Origin of the sequence: Enterobacter cloacae complex sp. 2022EL-00788 (assembly GCF_026627565.1) — a bacterium.
GTDB classification, from domain to species: Bacteria; Pseudomonadota; Gammaproteobacteria; order Enterobacterales; family Enterobacteriaceae; genus Enterobacter; species Enterobacter pasteurii.
On record NZ_JAPNMC010000007.1, the window covers coordinates 119,156 to 136,211 of the forward strand.

General features: G+C 56.9%; 18 protein-coding genes and 1 other annotated feature. Of the genes, 5 read left to right on the plus strand and 13 right to left on the minus strand.

Annotation, left to right across the window (positions count from 1 at the left end; translation table 11 throughout):
- Positions 1 to 61 precede the first annotated feature (61 nt).
- Positions 62 to 649, minus strand: coding sequence for a molybdopterin adenylyltransferase (gene mog, locus OWK27_RS12915; protein ID WP_176608742.1), 588 nt, complete (start codon positions 647 to 649; stop codon positions 62 to 64).
- Positions 650 to 761: 112 nt separating this feature from the next.
- Complete coding sequence (gene tal / locus OWK27_RS12920) at positions 762 to 1,715, minus strand: transaldolase (RefSeq protein WP_148420029.1); 954 nt, start codon at positions 1,713 to 1,715, stop codon at positions 762 to 764.
- Between the two features lie 262 nt (positions 1,716 to 1,977).
- On the opposite strand from tal, the gene OWK27_RS12925 reads away from it, so the two are divergent.
- Positions 1,978 to 3,408, plus strand: a complete 1,431-nt coding sequence (locus tag OWK27_RS12925) for an alanine/glycine:cation symporter family protein (RefSeq protein ID WP_148420028.1) — start codon at positions 1,978 to 1,980, stop codon at positions 3,406 to 3,408.
- Between the two features lie 66 nt (positions 3,409 to 3,474).
- Positions 3,475 to 4,248 carry a peroxide stress protein YaaA gene (gene yaaA, locus OWK27_RS12930; RefSeq protein WP_267590514.1) on the plus strand — a complete coding sequence of 258 codons (774 nt, stop codon included), beginning with the start codon at positions 3,475 to 3,477 and terminating at the stop codon, positions 4,246 to 4,248.
- 31 nt (positions 4,249 to 4,279) lie between these two features.
- On the opposite strand, the gene OWK27_RS12935 is transcribed toward yaaA, so the two are convergent.
- From OWK27_RS12935 to yjjY, 7 genes are all read right to left on the minus strand, one after another.
- On the minus strand, positions 4,280 to 4,567 hold the full coding sequence (locus OWK27_RS12935) for a DUF2502 domain-containing protein (RefSeq protein ID WP_148420026.1): 288 nt from the start codon (positions 4,565 to 4,567) through the stop codon (positions 4,280 to 4,282).
- Between the two features lie 244 nt (positions 4,568 to 4,811).
- A complete protein-coding gene (thrC, locus tag OWK27_RS12940; protein ID WP_148420025.1) occupies positions 4,812 to 6,098 on the minus strand; it encodes a threonine synthase in 1,287 nt (428 codons plus the stop codon).
- A 3-nt stretch (positions 6,099 to 6,101) separates the two neighbouring features.
- Entirely contained in the window at positions 6,102 to 7,031 is a 930-nt protein-coding gene (thrB, locus tag OWK27_RS12945) for a homoserine kinase (RefSeq protein WP_148420024.1), read from the minus strand.
- Between the two features lies 1 nt (position 7,032).
- The gene (gene thrA, locus OWK27_RS12950) at positions 7,033 to 9,495 is read right to left on the minus strand and encodes a bifunctional aspartate kinase/homoserine dehydrogenase I (protein ID WP_267590515.1); all 2,463 of its coding nucleotides are present in this window, start codon (positions 9,493 to 9,495) and stop codon (positions 7,033 to 7,035) included.
- 25 nt (positions 9,496 to 9,520) lie between these two features.
- Positions 9,521 to 9,638, minus strand: a sequence feature (Thr leader region).
- Positions 9,577 to 9,645 (minus strand): thr operon leader peptide, encoded by a 69-nt coding sequence (thrL, locus tag OWK27_RS12955; protein ID WP_015572623.1) that lies wholly within the window; start codon positions 9,643 to 9,645, stop codon positions 9,577 to 9,579. (Overlaps the previous feature by 62 nt.)
- Before the next feature lie 211 nt (positions 9,646 to 9,856).
- A complete protein-coding gene (locus OWK27_RS12960) occupies positions 9,857 to 10,543 on the minus strand; it encodes a tRNA/rRNA methyltransferase (protein WP_148420022.1) in 687 nt (228 codons plus the stop codon).
- Between the two features lie 399 nt (positions 10,544 to 10,942).
- Positions 10,943 to 11,083: a protein YjjY gene (gene yjjY / locus OWK27_RS12965; RefSeq protein WP_001303782.1), complete on the minus strand. Its 141-nt coding sequence runs from the start codon at positions 11,081 to 11,083 to the stop codon at positions 10,943 to 10,945.
- A gap of 95 nt (positions 11,084 to 11,178) precedes the next feature.
- Between yjjY and arcA the strand changes: the two genes are divergently transcribed.
- Positions 11,179 to 11,895: a two-component system response regulator ArcA gene (gene arcA, locus OWK27_RS12970; RefSeq protein WP_013367683.1), complete on the plus strand. Its 717-nt coding sequence runs from the start codon at positions 11,179 to 11,181 to the stop codon at positions 11,893 to 11,895.
- A 49-nt stretch (positions 11,896 to 11,944) separates the two neighbouring features.
- Here arcA and creA read toward each other — a convergent pair whose 3' ends face one another.
- A complete protein-coding gene (gene creA, locus OWK27_RS12975; protein WP_148420021.1) occupies positions 11,945 to 12,415 on the minus strand; it encodes a protein CreA in 471 nt (156 codons plus the stop codon).
- Positions 12,416 to 12,629: 214 nt separating this feature from the next.
- On the opposite strand from creA, the gene robA reads away from it, so the two are divergent.
- Positions 12,630 to 13,499 carry an MDR efflux pump AcrAB transcriptional activator RobA gene (gene robA / locus OWK27_RS12980; protein ID WP_148420020.1) on the plus strand — a complete coding sequence of 290 codons (870 nt, stop codon included), beginning with the start codon at positions 12,630 to 12,632 and terminating at the stop codon, positions 13,497 to 13,499.
- On the opposite strand, the gene gpmB is transcribed toward robA, so the two are convergent.
- A complete protein-coding gene (gene gpmB, locus OWK27_RS12985; protein WP_242173692.1) occupies positions 13,496 to 14,143 on the minus strand; it encodes a 2,3-diphosphoglycerate-dependent phosphoglycerate mutase GpmB in 648 nt (215 codons plus the stop codon). The two genes, robA and gpmB, sit on opposite strands and share 4 nt — an antisense overlap.
- 49 nt (positions 14,144 to 14,192) lie before the next feature.
- Here gpmB and yjjX point away from each other — a divergent pair, with 49 nt between their 5' ends.
- Positions 14,193 to 14,708: an inosine/xanthosine triphosphatase gene (gene yjjX, locus OWK27_RS12990; protein ID WP_176608750.1), complete on the plus strand. Its 516-nt coding sequence runs from the start codon at positions 14,193 to 14,195 to the stop codon at positions 14,706 to 14,708.
- On the opposite strand, the gene trpR is transcribed toward yjjX, so the two are convergent.
- Entirely contained in the window at positions 14,699 to 15,028 is a 330-nt protein-coding gene (trpR, locus tag OWK27_RS12995) for a trp operon repressor (protein ID WP_176608751.1), read from the minus strand. The genes yjjX and trpR overlap by 10 nt on opposite strands.
- Positions 15,029 to 15,083: 55 nt before the next feature.
- Positions 15,084 to 17,021 (minus strand): murein transglycosylase, encoded by a 1,938-nt coding sequence (sltY, locus tag OWK27_RS13000; RefSeq protein ID WP_267590516.1) that lies wholly within the window; start codon positions 17,019 to 17,021, stop codon positions 15,084 to 15,086.
- Between the last annotated feature and the right edge of the window lie 35 nt (positions 17,022 to 17,056).

Consider the following 17,056-nt stretch of genomic DNA (forward strand, 5'->3'; position numbering starts at 1 on the left):
TATATCGTAAATCCATTTACACGCTACTGCGGCTGGCGCAAATGTCACATTTTAGCTAACTTCAGGATATTGTCTCGCGGCGCGCGCTTTTAGGGCGAAATGCTGCTACCACCTTGTCGTCCGTTTCCACGTACGGCCCGTCGAGCAACTGTATACAATACGGTACACTCGCGAATATGCCGTGAACAATGACGCTGCCATCCTCGGCTTTTAACCCTTCCAGCGTCTCTTTGATCGACTTCGGCTGCCCCGGCAGGTTCAGGATCAGCGCCTGCTTGCGGATCACCCCGACCTGACGGGAAAGAATTGCCGTCGGGACAAAGTGTAGACCGATCTGCCGCATCTGTTCACCGAAGCCCGGCATTTCACGATCGGCGATTGCCAGCGTTGCGTCCGGCGTCACATCGCGGCGCGCGGGGCCGGTTCCGCCGGTCGTCAGCACGAGGTGACAGCTCATCTCATCCACCAGCTCACACAGGGTCTGCTCGATGATCGGCTGCTCGTCGGGGATCAGGCGAGTCTGGATCTCGAACGGGGTGGTCAGCGCGCTGCGCAGCCATTCTTCGAGAGCAGGGATGCCTTTATCCTGATAAACACCGCTGGAGGCGCGGTCAGAAATCGACACCAGGCCGATGCGTAAGGTATTCATATCCAATTCATCCAAAAAGTACTGATTAACGGGAATGATACACGCAGAGAGGAATTTCAGACAGAGGCGGAGGGAGAAGACGCGTGACCGGCAGCCCGGTCACGCGGAATGATTACAGCAGGTCGCCGATCATTTTTTCCAGTTTTTCCTGGTCGACAGCAAACTTACGGATACCGTCCGCCAGTTTGTCTACCGCCATTGGATCCTGGTTGTGCTGCCACAGGAACTCGGATTCGGTGATGCGCTCAGGACGCGCCTTCACTTCGCCGGTGTAGGACAGCTTGCGCTCGATAGCGCCTTCGCTTTCCGCCAGCTCTTTCAGCAGCGCAGGGGCGATGGTCAGGCGGTCGCAGCCCGCCAGCTCGATGATTTCACCGACGTTACGGAAGCTTGCGCCCATAACAACGGTTTCATAGCCGTGCTGCTTGTAGTATTCGTAGATTTCAGTTACGGAAATCACGCCCGGATCTTCAGACGCCGCGTACTCTTTCTTGTCGGTGTTGGCTTTGTACCAGTCCAGAATACGGCCCACGAACGGAGAAATCAGGTATACGCCTGCTTCAGCACACGCACGCGCCTGCGCGAAGGAGAACAGCAGGGTCAGGTTACAGTTGATGCCTTCTTTTTCCAGCTGCTCAGCAGCGCGAATGCCCTGCCAGGTAGAGGCCAGTTTGATCAGGATGCGGTCGTTGCTGATGCCAGCATCGTTGTACAGTTTGATCAGACGTTTTGCTTTGGCGATAGAGGCTTCGGTGTCGTAGGACAGACGTGCGTCTACTTCGGTAGAGATACGGCCAGGAACGAGTTTCAGAATTTCCAGACCGATGTTCACTGCCAGTTTGTCAGTGGCATCCACAACCTGCTGCGCGCGGTCATTGCTCTGTGCTTTCGCCCAGGTCACCGCCTCGTCGATCAGTTTGCGGTACTCAGGGATCTGCGCAGCGTTAAGGATCAGAGAAGGGTTGGTTGTGGCATCCTGCGGCTGGTACAGCTTCATTGCCGCGATATCTCCGGTGTCAGCGACGACAGTGGTGAACTGACGAAGGGAGGTCAATTTATCCGTCATGATAGTGTTTCTCTTTTAACGTTCCCTGGATAATTCACACTACCGACAGCTTGCCAGCAGCGGAAAAATGACAGGTTTACTTGTTAGGGGGATGTAACCGGTCTGCCCTGATGATAACACGAGTGAGAGGCAGCGCAACCGCAGACAGTGCGCTTAGGCAGAGTATGATAAACTCAGAATATTAACAGGCTGCTAAGTAACGGCATGCCCAATCAGTGGTAGCGCTTACATATTCACGTTGGCATCAACAAGAGGGACGTTAGTGCCTGATTTCTTTTTCTTTATCAATGAAGTTCTCTGGGGTTCGATAATGATATACCTGCTTTCAGGAGCAGGTATCTGGTTTACGTGGCGCAGCGGGCTGATTCAGTTTCGCTATATCCGCAAGTTTGGCAGAAGTCTGAAAAACAGCGTCACTCCGCAACCGGGCGGTCTGACCTCCTTTCAGGCGCTCTGTACCAGCCTCGCCGCCCGCGTCGGCAGCGGTAATCTTGCCGGCGTAGCGCTGGCAATCGGCGCCGGCGGCCCGGGCGCGGTATTCTGGATGTGGGTCACGGCCATCATCGGCATGGCCACCTCCTTTGCCGAGTGCTCGCTTGCGCAGCTCTACAAAGAAAAGGACGACAGCGGTCAGTTTCGCGGCGGCCCCGCCTGGTACATGGCTCGCGGGCTGGGAATGCGCTGGATGGGCGTCCTGTTCTCGATCTTTTTGCTGATTGCCTACGGCCTTATATTCAACACCGTACAGGCAAACTCCGTCGCCCACGCGCTGCGCTTTGCCTTCAACTGTCCCGAGTGGCTGACGGGCGGCGCGCTTGCCCTTCTCACCCTGCTGACCATTGTGACCGGGCTGAAAGGGGTTGCCCGCCTGATGCAGTGGCTGGTTCCCGTTATGGCGCTGCTGTGGGTGTCCACCAGCCTGCTGGTGTGCGCGATCCATATCGATGAGGTGCCTAACGTCATCGCCACCATCTTCAAAAGCGCGTTCGGCTGGCGCGAAGCGGCCTCCGGCGCGCTGGGCTACACCATTAGCCAGGCGCTCACGGCGGGCTTTCAGCGGGGGATGTTCTCAAACGAAGCGGGAATGGGCTCCACGCCGAACGCTGCCGCCACGGCCGCATCCTGGCCTCCGCACCCCGCCGCGCAGGGCATTGTGCAGATGATTGGCGTCTTCACGGACACGATTGTTATCTGCTCCGCCAGCGCGATGATAATGCTGCTGGCCGATGCCGTTCAGCAACCGTCCGGCACGGCCGGCATTCACTGGGTACAACAGGCGCTGGTCAGCCACGTCGGCGGATGGGGTGCGGGCCTTGTCGCGCTCGTGCTGGGGCTTTTCGCCTTCAGCTCCATTGCGGTGAACTATATCTATGCCGAAAACAATCTTATCTTCCTGAACGTCAATTCCCGCCTTAGCCGCACTGTGCTTCGCGCGGGGGTGCTGGTGATGGTGATCGTCGGCTCCATGCTCAGCATGCCGATGGTCTGGCAGCTGGCGGACGTCATCATGGCGCTGATGGCCATCACCAACCTGACGGCAATTTTGCTCCTGTCGCCCGTTGTGACGCTCATCGCGCGCGATTACCTGCGCCAGCGCAAGCTCGGCGTTCCGCCCGTCTTTGACGCCTCGCGCTATCCCGAAATTGAGTCGCAACTCGCTCCCGGCACCTGGGATGATTTGCCGCGGCAATAACAGCTATCGATCAATTCAGGGCGATTTTTTGTTAAAGTCGCTCTAAATTTCCTGCAAGGACTGGATATGCTGATTCTGATTTCACCTGCAAAAACGCTCGACTACCAGAGCCCGCTCGCCACCGAGCGCTATACCCAGCCAGAACTGCTGGATTATTCACAACAGCTGATCCGCGAGGCGCGTAAGCTGTCCGCCCCGCAGATCGCCTCGCTGATGGGCATCAGCGATAAACTCGCAGACCTGAACGCCACCCGCTTCCATGAGTGGCAGCCGGACTTCACGCCGGCCAACGCCCGCCAGGCGCTGCTGGCCTTCAAAGGTGACGTGTATGCCGGCCTGCAGGCAGAAACGTTTAGCGAAGCGGACTTCGATTTTGCCCAGCAGCATCTGCGCATGCTGTCCGGCCTGTACGGCGTGCTGCGCCCGCTGGATCTGATGCAGCCGTATCGTCTGGAGATGGGTATCCGCCTCGAAAACGCCAAAGGCAAGGATCTGTATCATTTCTGGGGCGATATCATCACCGGGACGCTTAACGCGGCGCTCCAGGCTCAGGGCGATAACGTGGTGATTAATCTGGCCTCCGATGAGTACTTCAAATCGGTGAAGCCGAAAAAGCTGAATGCGGACATTATCAAGCCGGTGTTCCTCGACGAGAAGAACGGCAAATTCAAAGTCATCAGCTTCTACGCCAAAAAAGCGCGCGGCCTGATGAGCCGCTACATCATTCAAAACCGCCTGACGAAGCCGGAGCAGCTTACCGGATTCAACAGCGAAGGCTATTTCTTTGATGAAGCATCGTCAGGGAAAAACGAGCTGGTGTTTAAGCGCCACGAGCAGTAAAGCCAAACCCCGCCAGCTGGCGGGGTTTGCGTTAATGGTGTTTGCGGTCCGGCCCCGGACGACGCTCGTCATGACGGTGATGGTCGTGACGGTCGCGTCGTTCATCATGCGGACGCCAGCGGTTATCGCGCCAGTCATAGTGTGCCTTCCACCAGTCATGGTCGCGCCAGCGTCCGCCATCCCAGTAGTGCCCGCTATTGTCCCGATCGCCAATGTGCAGTTTTACCGCAGGCACGAGGGTGATCTCGGCTGCCTGTACCGCCATGGGAACGGCCAGCATCAGTGAAAGCGCGATGAGTGCAGGTTTCAGTGTAGACATCGATGACTCCTTATTCTTCTTGCCCAGCGTGGGCCGATGTAAGGAGAGTACGTGAAGGGAACGGGGGATGTTATTCTCTGCAATCCTAAACGCTAAGTGACCGCATTTATTGGGAATTTCTGCTTTTTTCCTGCTTATTTCCTCCTTAATTTCTTCACAAAAAAGCCGGGTAGCGCTGCGCTTGCCCGGCCTCTGTTCAGAGCTGATGTAGATCGGGTCAGGCGTAGCCGCCACCCAACAAAAATTATCCGCGCGTCATCATCAGCTTACGCAGCGCCGCGAAATCTGCCGGCAGCTCATGGGAAAGTAGCGGCAGGTCGGCGCGCTCGGCCAGCTCTTTTGGCAGCGGCAGCGTTTCGCCCAGAATAGCTTCCACGCTCTCTTTGAACTTGGCAGGATGCGCCGTGCCGAGGAACAGGCCATACTCCCCCGGTTGAAGACTGTCGCGCAGCGCACGGTAGGCAATCGCCGCGTGCGGCTCAGAGGTATAGCCCACCGCCTTCAGCTCGCGCATGGTGGCTTTGGTGGTTTCGTCCGTCACTGCCGCATAGCCGAGGTCGCTCAGGCGCCAGATCTTGCGGCGGAAGAGTTCTTCCACGCGCGGCCAGTTGTTTGGCTGTGACACATCCATCGCGTTAGAGAGCGTCGCCTGGGTGGCGTTTGGCGCCCACTTACCGTCCTTCAGGAAGCGCGGCACGGTGTCGTTGGCGTTGGTGGCGGCGATAAAGCGCTTCACCGGCAGACCGAGCGATTTCGCCAGCAGGCCCGCCGTCAGGTCGCCGAAGTTACCGCTTGGCACGGAAACCACCAGCTGATTGCGCGCCTCCTGCGGGAGCTGGGCCACCGCCTCGAAGTAGTAGCAAATCTGCGCCAGCAGGCGGCTGATGTTGATGGAGTTGGCGGAGTTCAGCCCCAGCGCAGCCTTCAGCTCTTCATCATCGAAGGCCTGCTTCACCAGCGCCTGGCAGGCATCGAAGTCACCGTCGATCGCCACGGTTTCAATGTTGCCGCCGAGCGTGCAGAACAGTTTTTCCTGCAGCGGGCTGATTTTGCCTTTCGGATAGAGGATCACCACGCGCACGTTTTTCAGGCCGTAGAACGCATGGGCGACCGCCGCACCGGTATCGCCGGAGGTTGCGGTCAGGATGGTCACCGGTTTGTCGCCGCTGATGTGGGTCAGCATCTGCGCCATAAAGCGACCGCCGAAGTCTTTGAACGCCAGCGTAGGGCCGTGGAACAGCTCCAGACAGCCGACGTCCGGCTCCACCTGCTTAACCGGAGCCGGGAAAGCAAACGCCGCACGCACGCGCTCTTCCAGCAGCTCCTGTGGGATTTCGTCCCCGATAAACGCGGAGAGAATTTTGGTGCTGCGGGTGACAAAGTCCTGCTTCAGCAGCTCATCAATGTCGGTCAGCTGAAATTCAGGCAGGTCATGGGGGAAAAACAGCCCCTGATTTTTGCCCAGCCCCTGAGTCACCGCCTGCGCGAAGCTGACCTGCTCGTTATGATCTTTAAGGTTGTAGAGTTTCATTCGTTATCCCAGTACTCGTGCGCCAGCCGTGTCCAGACGGCAAATATGAACAAAGCCTTCCTGATTTTGCAGGTAGTGTTTAGAGAGCCAGTCCGCCACGCGCTGCGCGGTGTCTGGCTTGTCGCATAAGGCAAACAGCGTCGGGCCGGAGCCAGAGATGCCGCACGCCTGCGCGCCGATATCCATAGACGCCTGTCGCGCCTCGTTAAAGCCGGGCAGCAGCTTAGTGCGGTACGGCTCGGCAATCACGTCTTTCATCAGCTTCGCCGCCAGCTGCGGCTGACGGGTATAGCAGGCGTGGATAAAGCCCGCCAGATGACGCCCGTGGGCAATGCAGTCCTGACGACGATACTGCGCGGGCAGGATCGCGCGCGCTTCGGCGGTAGAAACTTTAATTCCCGGATAGGCCAGCACCCACAGCCACTCATCAAACCCTGGCACCTGCTGGCTGATGATGCCATTTTCTTCGATCATCAGCTGCATGCCGCCGAGGAAGCAGGGAGCGACGTTATCATAATGAATGCTGCCGGAGATGCGCCCTTCCAGCTCGCCCATCAGCGCCAGCAGGCGGCTGTTATTTAACGGCTTGCCGCAATGCTCGTTCATCGCCACCAGCGCGGCGACCACCGAGCAGGCGCTGGAGCCCAGCCCGGAGCCAATCGGCATGCTTTTTTCCAGCGTCATGGTCACCGGCACGCTTTTGCCGATCTCCTGACAGAAGCGTTCCCAGCACTGATAAACGATGTTCTCGCGCGGGTCAGACGGCAGCTTGCTGGCGAAGCGGCCCACGTTATTCAGGCTGAAGCTGTCTGCCGCTTCTACCGTAACCGTATCGCCCAGCAGCGAACCATCAACCGGCGTCACCGCCGCGCCCAGCACGTCAAACCCAACGCTCATGTTAGCGCTGGAAGCCGGGGCATAAACTTTGACCATGTTAAACTCCTAACTTCCATGACAGGGTACGCAGCAGATCGGCAAACACGCCCGCCGCCGTCACATCATTCCCTGCACCATAGCCGCGAAGCACCAGCGGCAGTGGCTGATAATAGTGGCTGTAAAACGCCAGCGCGTTCTCGCCGTTTTTCACCTTGTACAGCGGATCGTTGCCGTCCACTTCGGCAATCTTCACGCGGCACACGCCATCTTCCTCAATGTTGCCAACATAGCGCAATACCTTACCTTCATCACGGGCTTTCGCAACGCGAGCGGCAAAGGCGTCGTCCAGCTGAGGGAGTTTCGCCATAAAGGCATCAACGTTCCCGCTGCCGTCAAACTCCGCCGGCAGTACCGGTTCAATCACAATGTCCGACAGCTCCAGCTCGCGGCCGGTTTCGCGCACCAGGATCAGCAGCTTGCGCGCCACGTCCATGCCGGAGAGATCGTCACGCGGGTCCGGCTCGGTGTAGCCCAGCTCGCGCGCGGCGCGGGTGGCCTCCGACAGGCTCATGCCTTCATCAAGCTTGCCGAAGATAAACGACAGGGAGCCGGAGAGAATGCCGGAGAATCGCTGCAGTTCGTCGCCCGCGTTCAGCAGGTTTTGCAGGTTCTCGATGACCGGCAGACCCGCGCCCACGTTGGTGTCGTACAGGAACTTGCGGCGGGACTTGCTCGCCGCCAGGCGCAGCTGGTGATAGTAATCCATCGACGAGGTGTTGGCCTTTTTGTTCGGCGTTACCACGTGGAACCCTTCGCGCAGGAAGTCCGCGTACTGATCGGCAACCGCCTGGCTGGAGGTACAGTCGACGATCACCGGGTTAAGCAGGTGATACTCTTTCACCAGCCGGATCAGGCGGCCCAGGTTGAACGGCTCTTTTGCCTCTTCCAGCTCCGCCTGCCAGTTTTCCAGGTTAAGGCCATGAACGTTAGTCAGCAAAGCCCTGGAGTTAGCGATACCGCAGACGCGCAGATCGATATGTTTCTTCTTAAGCCACTCCTGCTGGCGCTTCACCTGCTCCAGCAGCGCGCCGCCGACGCCGCCGACGCCAACCAGGAACAGCTCGATCACCTGATCGGTGTTGAACAGCATCTGGTGAACCACGCGTACGCCGGTGGTGGCATCATCGTTATTCACAACCACGGAAATTGAACGCTCAGACGAGCCCTGCGCAATCGCCACGATATTAATATTGGCCCGCGCCAGCGCGGCAAAGAATTTGGCAGAAATACCGCGCAGGGTGCGCATGCCGTCGCCAACGACGGAGATCACGGCCAGACGCTCCTGAATGGAGAGCGGCTCCAGCAGCTCCTCTTTCAGCTCAAGGTAGAACTCTTCTTCCAGCGCGCGGCGGGCGCGCAGGCAGTCGCCCTGCGGCACGCAGAAGCTGATGCTGTATTCGGAAGAGGACTGGGTGATCAGCACGACGGAAATGCCGTTGCGGGACATGGCGGCAAACACGCGGGCTGCCATGCCGACCATGCCCTTCATCCCGGGGCCGGAGACGCTGAACATCGCCATATTGTTCAGGTTAGAAATGCCTTTCACCGGCAGGCCATCTTCATCCGAGCTGGCGCCAATCAGCGTGCCCGGCGCCTGCGGGTTACCGGTATTTTTAATCAGGCAAGGGATCTGGAACTGGGCAATCGGAGAGATGGTACGCGGGTGAAGCACTTTAGCGCCGAAGTAAGAAAGCTCCATCGCTTCCTGATACGACATCGACTTCAGCAGCCTGGCGTCCGGCACCTGACGCGGGTCACAGGTATATACGCCGTCGACGTCGGTCCAGATCTCACAGCAGTCTGCGCGTAAGCAGGCCGCCAGTACGGCAGCAGAGTAATCGGAGCCGTTACGGCCCAGCACCACCAGCTCGCCCTTCTCGTTTCCGGCGGTGAAGCCCGCCATCAGGATCATATGGTCAGACGGAATTTTGCTCGCGACAATGCGGCGAGTCGACTCGGCAATGTCGACGGTGGATTCGAGGTAGTGGCCGACCGCCAGCAGTTTTTCAACGGGATCGATTACGGTCACGCCGTGTCCGCGCGCTTCCAGCACGCCCGCCATAATGGCGATAGAGAGTTTTTCACCCCGGCAGATCAGCGCCGCGTTGATGCTGTCCGGGCACTGGCCCAGCAGGCTGATACCGTGCAGAACGTGTTTGATCTGGGCAAATTCATGTTCAACGGTGGTTTTCAGCTGCGCCAGCGGGAAGCCTGGCTGGGCGTCTGCCAGCCCCTGCAGCAGTTCTGCAAAAATACGCTCGGCGTCGCTGATGTTCGGAAGTGCATCCTGGCCACCGATGGTTTTTTCAATCATCGCCACCAGGTGGTTCGTTATTTTGGCCGGGGCAGAGAGCACGGTGGCAACCTGCCCCTGCCTGGCGTTACTTTCCAGGATATCGGCAACGCGCAGAAAACGCTCTGCATTTGCCACTGACGTACCGCCGAACTTCAACACTCGCATGGGTTCTACCTCATTTCCTTTAGCCGAAAAAAAAGCCCGCACTGTTCAGGTGCGGGCTTTTTTCTGTTTTTCCTGTACGCGTCAGCCCGCATCGTTACCTGTGGTAATGATGATGGTTGTGGTAATGGTGGTGATGCTGATGCGTTTCATGGATGTTGTGTACTCTGTCATTATTATCTGTCTGTGCTGTATTCTTTTAGGGTTAAAGGATCGGGCACCTTAAGTCAATGAATTTTTAATTCGATCACAGTTTGTGACGTTCTCACGTCCCGCTGCGCGCAGATTTATTTTCATCGGAATAACCCAGATGCAACCCCAGACATCAGCAGGATCGGCCATAATAAAAACCTATGACACTATTTTACTCGGTCAATTTTTTTTCAATATCATGCAGCAATCGGTGCAACATTGCCGTGTCGCGCTGTTCAAGTCGGCCTAAGCGCTGCTGCAGCCAGTCCACCAGTTTTTGATCGTCCGCTACGCCCAGCTGCCCAAGCAGGTTTTCCACGCGCGCGCGCAGCGCAGCCAGCTGGTTTTCATCCGTTCCCGTCACTGGCGGCTGAGAAATTTGTATTAAGGATGCTAATTGATAGCAATAGACCATGACCGCCTGCCCGAGATTTAGCGATGGATAATCCGCCACCATTGGCGCGCCCGTCAGCACGTCAGCCAGCGCCAGCTCATCGTTGGTCAGCCCGGAATCTTCGCGGCCAAAAACCAGCGCCGCTTTCTCCAGCCACTGGCTTTTCTCGCTCAGCATCGGCACCAGCTCGGCGGGCGTGGCGTAGTAATGAAACTTCGCCCGGCTGCGTGCGGTCGTGGCGACGGTAAAAGAAATATCGTGCAGCGCGTCGGCGAGCGTAGCGTAAGTGGTTATATTATCGAGAATATCCCCCGAACCGTGCGCCACCCAGCGCGCGGCAGGCTCCAGATGCGCCGTGCTGTCCACAATACGCAAATCCGTAAAACCCATGGTCTTCATGGCGCGCGCCGCAGCGCCAATATTCTCGGCTCTTGCTGGCGCCACCAGCACAATCGACAGATGCATTTATGCTCTCTTTTTAAGCAGTTAGCGGATAAAAATGTGATTCACTTCAACATATTACGCAGCACGAATTTACAAAATTGCAACACAAATCACCGAAATAGCGTTTCATAACAAATTAAAAACGCTACACTATTTTGTGACTGAACAATTAGTTAGAATGTTAACAGAACCTGATTATCCTTATGTTTTATAATGATAATGAGCCTGTGAATACTCATTCTCAATTGGATTCGTACCGTTTATCAATTAATGTCCGCAACTAGTTGGTTTATTGAAAAATTGTGACAAAGGCTAGCATTCGGCTACGATGATTTCATCAAACTGTTAACGTGCTACAATTGAACTTGATATATGTCAACGAAGCGTAGTTTTATTGGGTGTCCGGTGTCACTTAGCCTGTTATGTTGCTGTTAAAATGGTTAGGATGACAGCCGTTTTTGACACTGTCGGGTCCTGAGGAAAAGTACCCACGACCAAGCTAATGATGTTGTTGACGTTGATGGAAAGTGCATCAAGAACGCAATTACGTACTTTAGTCACGTTAGGCCGATCATGTTAATTTGCGACATGCATCAGGCAGGTCAGGGACTTTTGTACTTCCTGTTTCGATTTAGTTGGCAATTTAGGTAGCAAACATGCAGACCCCGCACATTCTTATCGTTGAAGACGAGTTGGTAACACGCAACACGTTAAAGAGCATTTTCGAAGCAGAAGGCTACGATGTCTTTGAAGCGACCGATGGCGCAGAGATGCATCAGATCCTTTCTGAAAATGATATCAACCTGGTGATTATGGATATCAACCTGCCGGGCAAAAACGGCCTTCTTCTGGCGCGCGAGCTGCGTGAACAGGCGAACGTCGCGTTGATGTTCCTGACAGGCCGTGACAACGAGGTTGATAAAATTCTTGGTCTGGAAATCGGCGCGGATGACTACATCACCAAGCCGTTCAACCCTCGCGAGTTAACCATTCGTGCACGCAACCTGCTGTCCCGTACCATGAATCTGGGCACGGTCAGCGAAGAGCGTCGTAGCGTTGAAAGCTACAAGTTCAACGGCTGGGAACTTGATATCAATAGCCGTTCGCTGATTAGCCCGAACGGTGAGCAGTATAAACTGCCGCGCAGTGAATTCCGCGCGATGCTGCACTTCTGCGAAAACCCGGGCAAAATTCAGTCCCGTGCAGAACTGCTGAAGAAAATGACCGGCCGTGAGCTGAAGCCACACGATCGTACCGTTGACGTGACCATCCGTCGTATTCGTAAGCATTTCGAATCTACGCCTGATACGCCGGAAATCATCGCCACTATCCATGGCGAAGGTTATCGTTTCTGCGGCGATCTTCAGGAGTAATCCGGCTCGTCACGCAGTAAAAAACGGCGCTTTTAGCGCCGTTTTTTTATCAGTGCCACGGCATAATCGGCACCGCGCTAATCGCGTTTTTCGGTGAGCCTTCCACCACTTTGTCCGAGTAGGCCAGATAAGCCAGGGTGTTGCGTTTCGCGTCATAAAAACGCACCACCTGCAGCTTTTTGAACACCAGCGAGGTCCGTTTCTGGAACACGACGTCGCCCTGCGCTTTGCCGTTTTTGATTTTGTCGCTTAGCTCAACCGGACCAACCTGCTGGCAGGAAATGGCCGCGTCGGAAGTGTCTTCAGCCAGCCCCAGACCGCCCTTAATGCCGCCCGTTTTCGCCCGGCTGACATAGCAGGTGACGTTTTTCACGTCCGGATCGTCAAACGCCTCCACCACAATTTTGTGGTCCGGCCCAAACATTTTAAACACGGTATCCACGGAGCCAATTTGCTCCGCCTGCGCCGCGCGCCCGGCCATCAAAGCCAGTGCCGCAAAGAGTAAAGCCTTGTATTTCATATTGTTACCATTCATAAAAATTACGCTGAGCGATTATTCAACAGGTGAGGCAAAAATGTAGCAAGATCACAGGATTAGAATATATTTGCGTATAAATCACCACAAAAAGCATTAATGCGCAAAAAAAACACTGAATGCTAAAACGTCAAAAAATGCTATTATCCGCTAACCTGTAATCAGGCACCTGCAGCAGTTTTAAGGATGAGGATAGTATATGGATCAGGCTGGAATTATTCGCGACCTGCTCACCTGGCTGGAAGGTCATCTCGACCAGCCTTTGTCACTGGATAATGTGGCGGCAAAAGCAGGCTATTCCAAGTGGCATCTGCAACGGATGTTCAAGGATGTCACCGGTCATGCTATCGGTGCCTATATTCGTGCCCGTCGTTTGTCAAAGTCTGCCGTCGCTTTGCGTCTGACCGCACGGCCGATTCTGGATATTGCCCTGCAATATCGCTTCGATTCGCAGCAAACCTTCACCCGCGCCTTTAAAAAACAGTTCTCGTTAACGCCGGCGCTCTATCGCCGCTCGCCCGACTGGAGCTCGTTTGGCATGCGTCCGCCGCTTCGTCTGGGCGAGTTTGCGATGCCAAAATATGAAATCGTCACCCTGCCGGAAACGCACCTGATCGGCACCACGCAGAGCTACGCCTGCTCTCTGGAGCAGATCTCAGAGTTCCGTCATCAGATGCGGGTTCAGTTCTGGCGCGAATTTTTAAGCCACGCCCCGGCTATTCCGCCGATTCTGTATGGCCTGAACGAAACGCACCCGAGTCAGGAAAAAGACGACGAGCAGGAGGTGTTTTACACCACCGCGCTCACCCCTGACATGGCAAATGGCTACATTCAGGGCGCTAAGCCTGTCGTGCTGGAAGGCGGCGAGTACGTCATGTTCTCTTACGAGGGCTTAGGAACGGGCGTTCAGGAGTTTATCCTGACCGTTTACGGGACCTGCATGCCAATGCTGAATCTGAATCGCCGTAAAGGTCAGGACATCGAGCGCTACTATCCGGCGCAGGACGCTAAGCCGGAAGAAGGCCCTATCAATCTGCGGATGGAATTCCTTATCCCGGTACGGCGTTAACGCTGCAATTCGTCCAGCGCAGGGGCATCGAGATGCGAAATGTCCCCTGCCATCTCAACCACCCAACCTGACGCCAGCCAGGCGCTTTCCTGATAGTCGATGCGGGAAATGGAGCAGTTGCGCAGACGCAGTCGGCGTTCGGCATATGCCGGCAGCCCCAGAATGGTGCTCACCAGGCAACCCAGCGCGATGCCGTGACTCACCAGCAGCGGACGGCTGCCTGCCGGAAGCTTCAGGCACTCGGCCAGCGCGGCATGCATGCGCACGCTCAGCTCCTGCATGGACTCTCCCTCAGGGATACGCCCCTCTTCCGTACCGTTCACCAGCGCACGACGCCAGCCTTCTTCGGTTTCCGTCAGCGTATCGATAGGACGTTTTTCCAGCACGCCCATGTCCAGCTCGCGCAGGCGCGGCTCGAGAGTGACGTCGCAGCCGCAGGCATCAGCGATAATGCGTGCCGTCTGCTGCGTGCGGCCTAAATCACTGGAGATAACGTGAGTGATACCCAGCGTTCTGGCGCGTTCCGCCACCTGCCACGCCTGTTGCACTCCCTTCTCGGTGAGAGGACTGTCTGACTGGCCTTGAATACGTCGCTCGGCGTTCCACTGCGTTTCACCGTGGCGAACAAGGTATACCTGTAACATGCTTTTTTTCCGTTATACTGCGATGAGTTTTTTTGAATCGAGCTTAATTATGCACCATGTTGTCTCTGCTACCACCAATCCTGCCAAAATTCAGGCAATTCTAAGGGCATTTGAAGAGATCTTCGGCGAAGGATCCTGCCATATTGACGCCATCGGCGTCGAGAGCGGCGTACCGGAACAGCCGTTTGGCAGCGAGGAAACGCGCGCTGGCGCACGAAATCGCGTGGCGAATGCCAAAGCCGCCGCACCAGGCGCTGACTTCTGGGTCGCGATTGAAGCGGGAATCGACGAAGGCGCAACCTTCAGCTGGGTTGTCATCGAAAGCCGCGAGCAGCGCGGTGAAGCGCGTTCAGCCACCCTGCCGCTGCCGGAAATCATTCTGAATAAAGTGCGCGAAGGCGAAGCGCTCGGGCCGGTGATGTCGCAGTACACCGGCATTGACGAGATTGGCCGTAAAGAAGGGGCAATTGGCGTCTTCACCAAAGGCGTTTTGACCCGCTCAGGCGTGTATCACCAGGCGGTAGTTTTAGCGCTGAGCCCGTTCCATAACGCGATTTATCGCTGAGCGCCCAAGAGGATCTGCTCCAGCCACTGGCGCAGCTCAACCGGCGCAGATTTCAGGCTGTTCGATCCGCGGGTGATTGTCGCAATGCCCGCGCCCAGCTCGTTTTTCAGCTCGCGCTGGCTCATTTCGCCGCGCAGCAGCTCTTCAATAATGCGTACCCGCGTGCCCAGCGCTTCGCGTTCATCGGGCGTCAGCATAAGCTGTAATAGCGGTAAATGCAGATCCTTGTCATAAGACTGGCGGAGCAACTCCACAAAACGAAGCCACTCCTGATGACGCTGTTCGGCCATTGCCGAGGAATACGGGGAATGCTGGGTCATGTTATGCTGCCTCTTGTACTCATTAACGAGTACAGCATAACACAACCCGCGCCGATCAGTAACGTCTCTGCCACTCGGCATCGCTCATCAGCGCATCTTTCTCCCCCATGAAGTGGCGATAGTAAGCGTCATAAGCCAGCACGTTCTTCACGTAGCCACGCGTTTCAGAGAACGGAATACTCTCGACGAACGCCACGGCGTCGATACGCCCTGCGCTGTTGCCAAGCCAGGTGCGCACGCGCCCCGGCCCCGCGTTGTACGCCGCTGACGCGAAGATGCGGTTATTGCCAAACTGCTGATAGACGTACTGCAGGTAGCTGGTACCGATGTTGATGTTGGTCTCCGGATCCAGCAGCTGCGACGGGCTGCTGTAGCCTGGGATATTAAACATCTTCACCGTGTGCGTCGCGGTGCCCGGCATGATCTGCATCAGGCCGCTGGCGCCTACCGGAGAACGGACTTTCGGGTTCCAGGCGCTCTCCTGACGGGCAATGGCCATCGCGTAGCTTTGCGGAATATCTTTGCCGCTGGTGTAGCGCTCAAAGAGATCGCTGTAAGCCAGCGGGAAACGCTCCTCAAGGTGATCCCACAGCTTGCCGGAGATCGTCGCCTGCACGCTCAGATCCCACCAGCGGTTATTGAACGCATAGCGGGCAAGCTGCGCTTTCTCATCCGTGGTGCGGCTGGTGACCAGATTGGCCCACTCGCTGCGCGCGGTGTTATCCAGATTCCAGTACATCAGCTCGCGAACGCGCGCCATTTCCGGCCCCTGCGTCAGCGCCGGGTTCGCGGTGGCTGGCGCTTTGTCGATCTTAAGCGTGTACGTCTCGCCCAGACGCTGCGCCGCCGCCATCGGGTAGAATCCGCGCTGCTGCATCAGGGAGTGAAGGATATCTTTGGCTTCGTCTTCACGACCGCGCTCCAGCAGCAGATCCGCCTGCCAGTAGCGCCATTCGTCTTTCTCTTTGGCGTCCATCGGCAGGCGCGCCAGCCAGGTATTCAGGCCGCGGCGGTCGCCCGTTCCCAGCGCCATACGCACGCGACGCTCGACCAGCGAGACAGAGTTTGAGCGCATGACCGCATCGTCACGCCAGCGGGCCTGCTCATCGGTGACGTCTGCTCCCATCAGTCGCCACGCCACAATGTCGCGCAGCTCCTGGGTTTGAACGTCATTAAGCTGTTGGGCCTGCACCAGCTGCGGGATCATCAGCCGCGCGTTTTCCACATCATCACGCGCCACGCTGGCAAAGGCGACTGCCGCCATCTGCCGGGTAAAGTCGGTCGCGCCGGTGGTGCGCGCAAACGTCAGGACGGTGTTCGGATCGTTTGCCAGGCCGATAACGGCAGAAGCAATGGTCTGATAATCCGCCGGCATTTGCCCCGCCAGCACGGTGACCAGCCGCGTGTTCCCGGCCTTCATAGCCAGGCGGATGCGTTCGAGGTAGGAGAGCGGATCCTGCTGCCCCGACGCGCGCCAGGCGCTGAAAAGCGGATCGCAGGCGTTGGGCTGGCTTTTGCCCGTCAGCCACAGCTCTTTTGCGCCGGCCCACGCTTCTTCCTGCTGGCCGGTAGCCCATTTCGCGTAATAGTAATTACACTGCGCTTCCGTCGCGCCCGGCTTGTCCGGGCTGAAGGCCAGCAGGCCGCGCCAGTCTTCGCGACGGGCAAGCTCGTTCACGAACCGGGACTTCAGGGTGCGCGCAGGCGGCAGGGTCGGGTTCGCCTGAATGAAGTTGTTCACGGTGACGGTTGGTTGATTCATCAGATCGTCAGTAATCTGGCGATACTCCAGATACGGATACAGCGGATAATCCTTCAGCGTCGGCATCAGCGCCTGCACGGTATCCATCTGCTTGTTGTCCCATGCCTGCTTAATCTGGGCATAGCGGCTACGTTGTTCGTCCAGTGAATCGGCATGCACCGCCTGGCTTACCGCCATTACGCATACGCTGGCAGCCAGCAGACGCCAGACCACCCGTTTGGCTTTTTCCACAAGCTCTTCCTCATTGTTTTTCGTTAGTTGCAGCG

What these genes read in the sequence shown, in the direction of transcription:
- mog (WP_176608742.1), bottom strand. Translation starts at nt 649, where the DNA reads ATGAATACCTTACGCATCGGCCTGGTGTCGATTTCTGACCGCGCCTCC.
- tal (WP_148420029.1), bottom strand. Translation starts at nt 1,715, where the DNA reads ATGACGGATAAATTGACCTCCCTTCGTCAGTTCACCACTGTCGTCGCT.
- yaaA (WP_267590514.1), top strand. Translation starts at nt 3,475, where the DNA reads ATGCTGATTCTGATTTCACCTGCAAAAACGCTCGACTACCAGAGCCCG.
- OWK27_RS12935 (WP_148420026.1), bottom strand. Translation starts at nt 4,567, where the DNA reads ATGTCTACACTGAAACCTGCACTCATCGCGCTTTCACTGATGCTGGCC.
- thrC (WP_148420025.1), bottom strand. Translation starts at nt 6,098, where the DNA reads ATGAAACTCTACAACCTTAAAGATCATAACGAGCAGGTCAGCTTCGCG.
- thrB (WP_148420024.1), bottom strand. Translation starts at nt 7,031, where the DNA reads ATGGTCAAAGTTTATGCCCCGGCTTCCAGCGCTAACATGAGCGTTGGG.
- thrA (WP_267590515.1), bottom strand. Translation starts at nt 9,495, where the DNA reads ATGCGAGTGTTGAAGTTCGGCGGTACGTCAGTGGCAAATGCAGAGCGT.
- OWK27_RS12960 (WP_148420022.1), bottom strand. Translation starts at nt 10,543, where the DNA reads ATGCATCTGTCGATTGTGCTGGTGGCGCCAGCAAGAGCCGAGAATATT.
- arcA (WP_013367683.1), top strand. Translation starts at nt 11,179, where the DNA reads ATGCAGACCCCGCACATTCTTATCGTTGAAGACGAGTTGGTAACACGC.
- creA (WP_148420021.1), bottom strand. Translation starts at nt 12,415, where the DNA reads ATGAAATACAAGGCTTTACTCTTTGCGGCACTGGCTTTGATGGCCGGG.
- robA (WP_148420020.1), top strand. Translation starts at nt 12,630, where the DNA reads ATGGATCAGGCTGGAATTATTCGCGACCTGCTCACCTGGCTGGAAGGT.
- gpmB (WP_242173692.1), bottom strand. Translation starts at nt 14,143, where the DNA reads ATGTTACAGGTATACCTTGTTCGCCACGGTGAAACGCAGTGGAACGCC.
- yjjX (WP_176608750.1), top strand. Translation starts at nt 14,193, where the DNA reads ATGCACCATGTTGTCTCTGCTACCACCAATCCTGCCAAAATTCAGGCA.
- trpR (WP_176608751.1), bottom strand. Translation starts at nt 15,028, where the DNA reads ATGACCCAGCATTCCCCGTATTCCTCGGCAATGGCCGAACAGCGTCAT.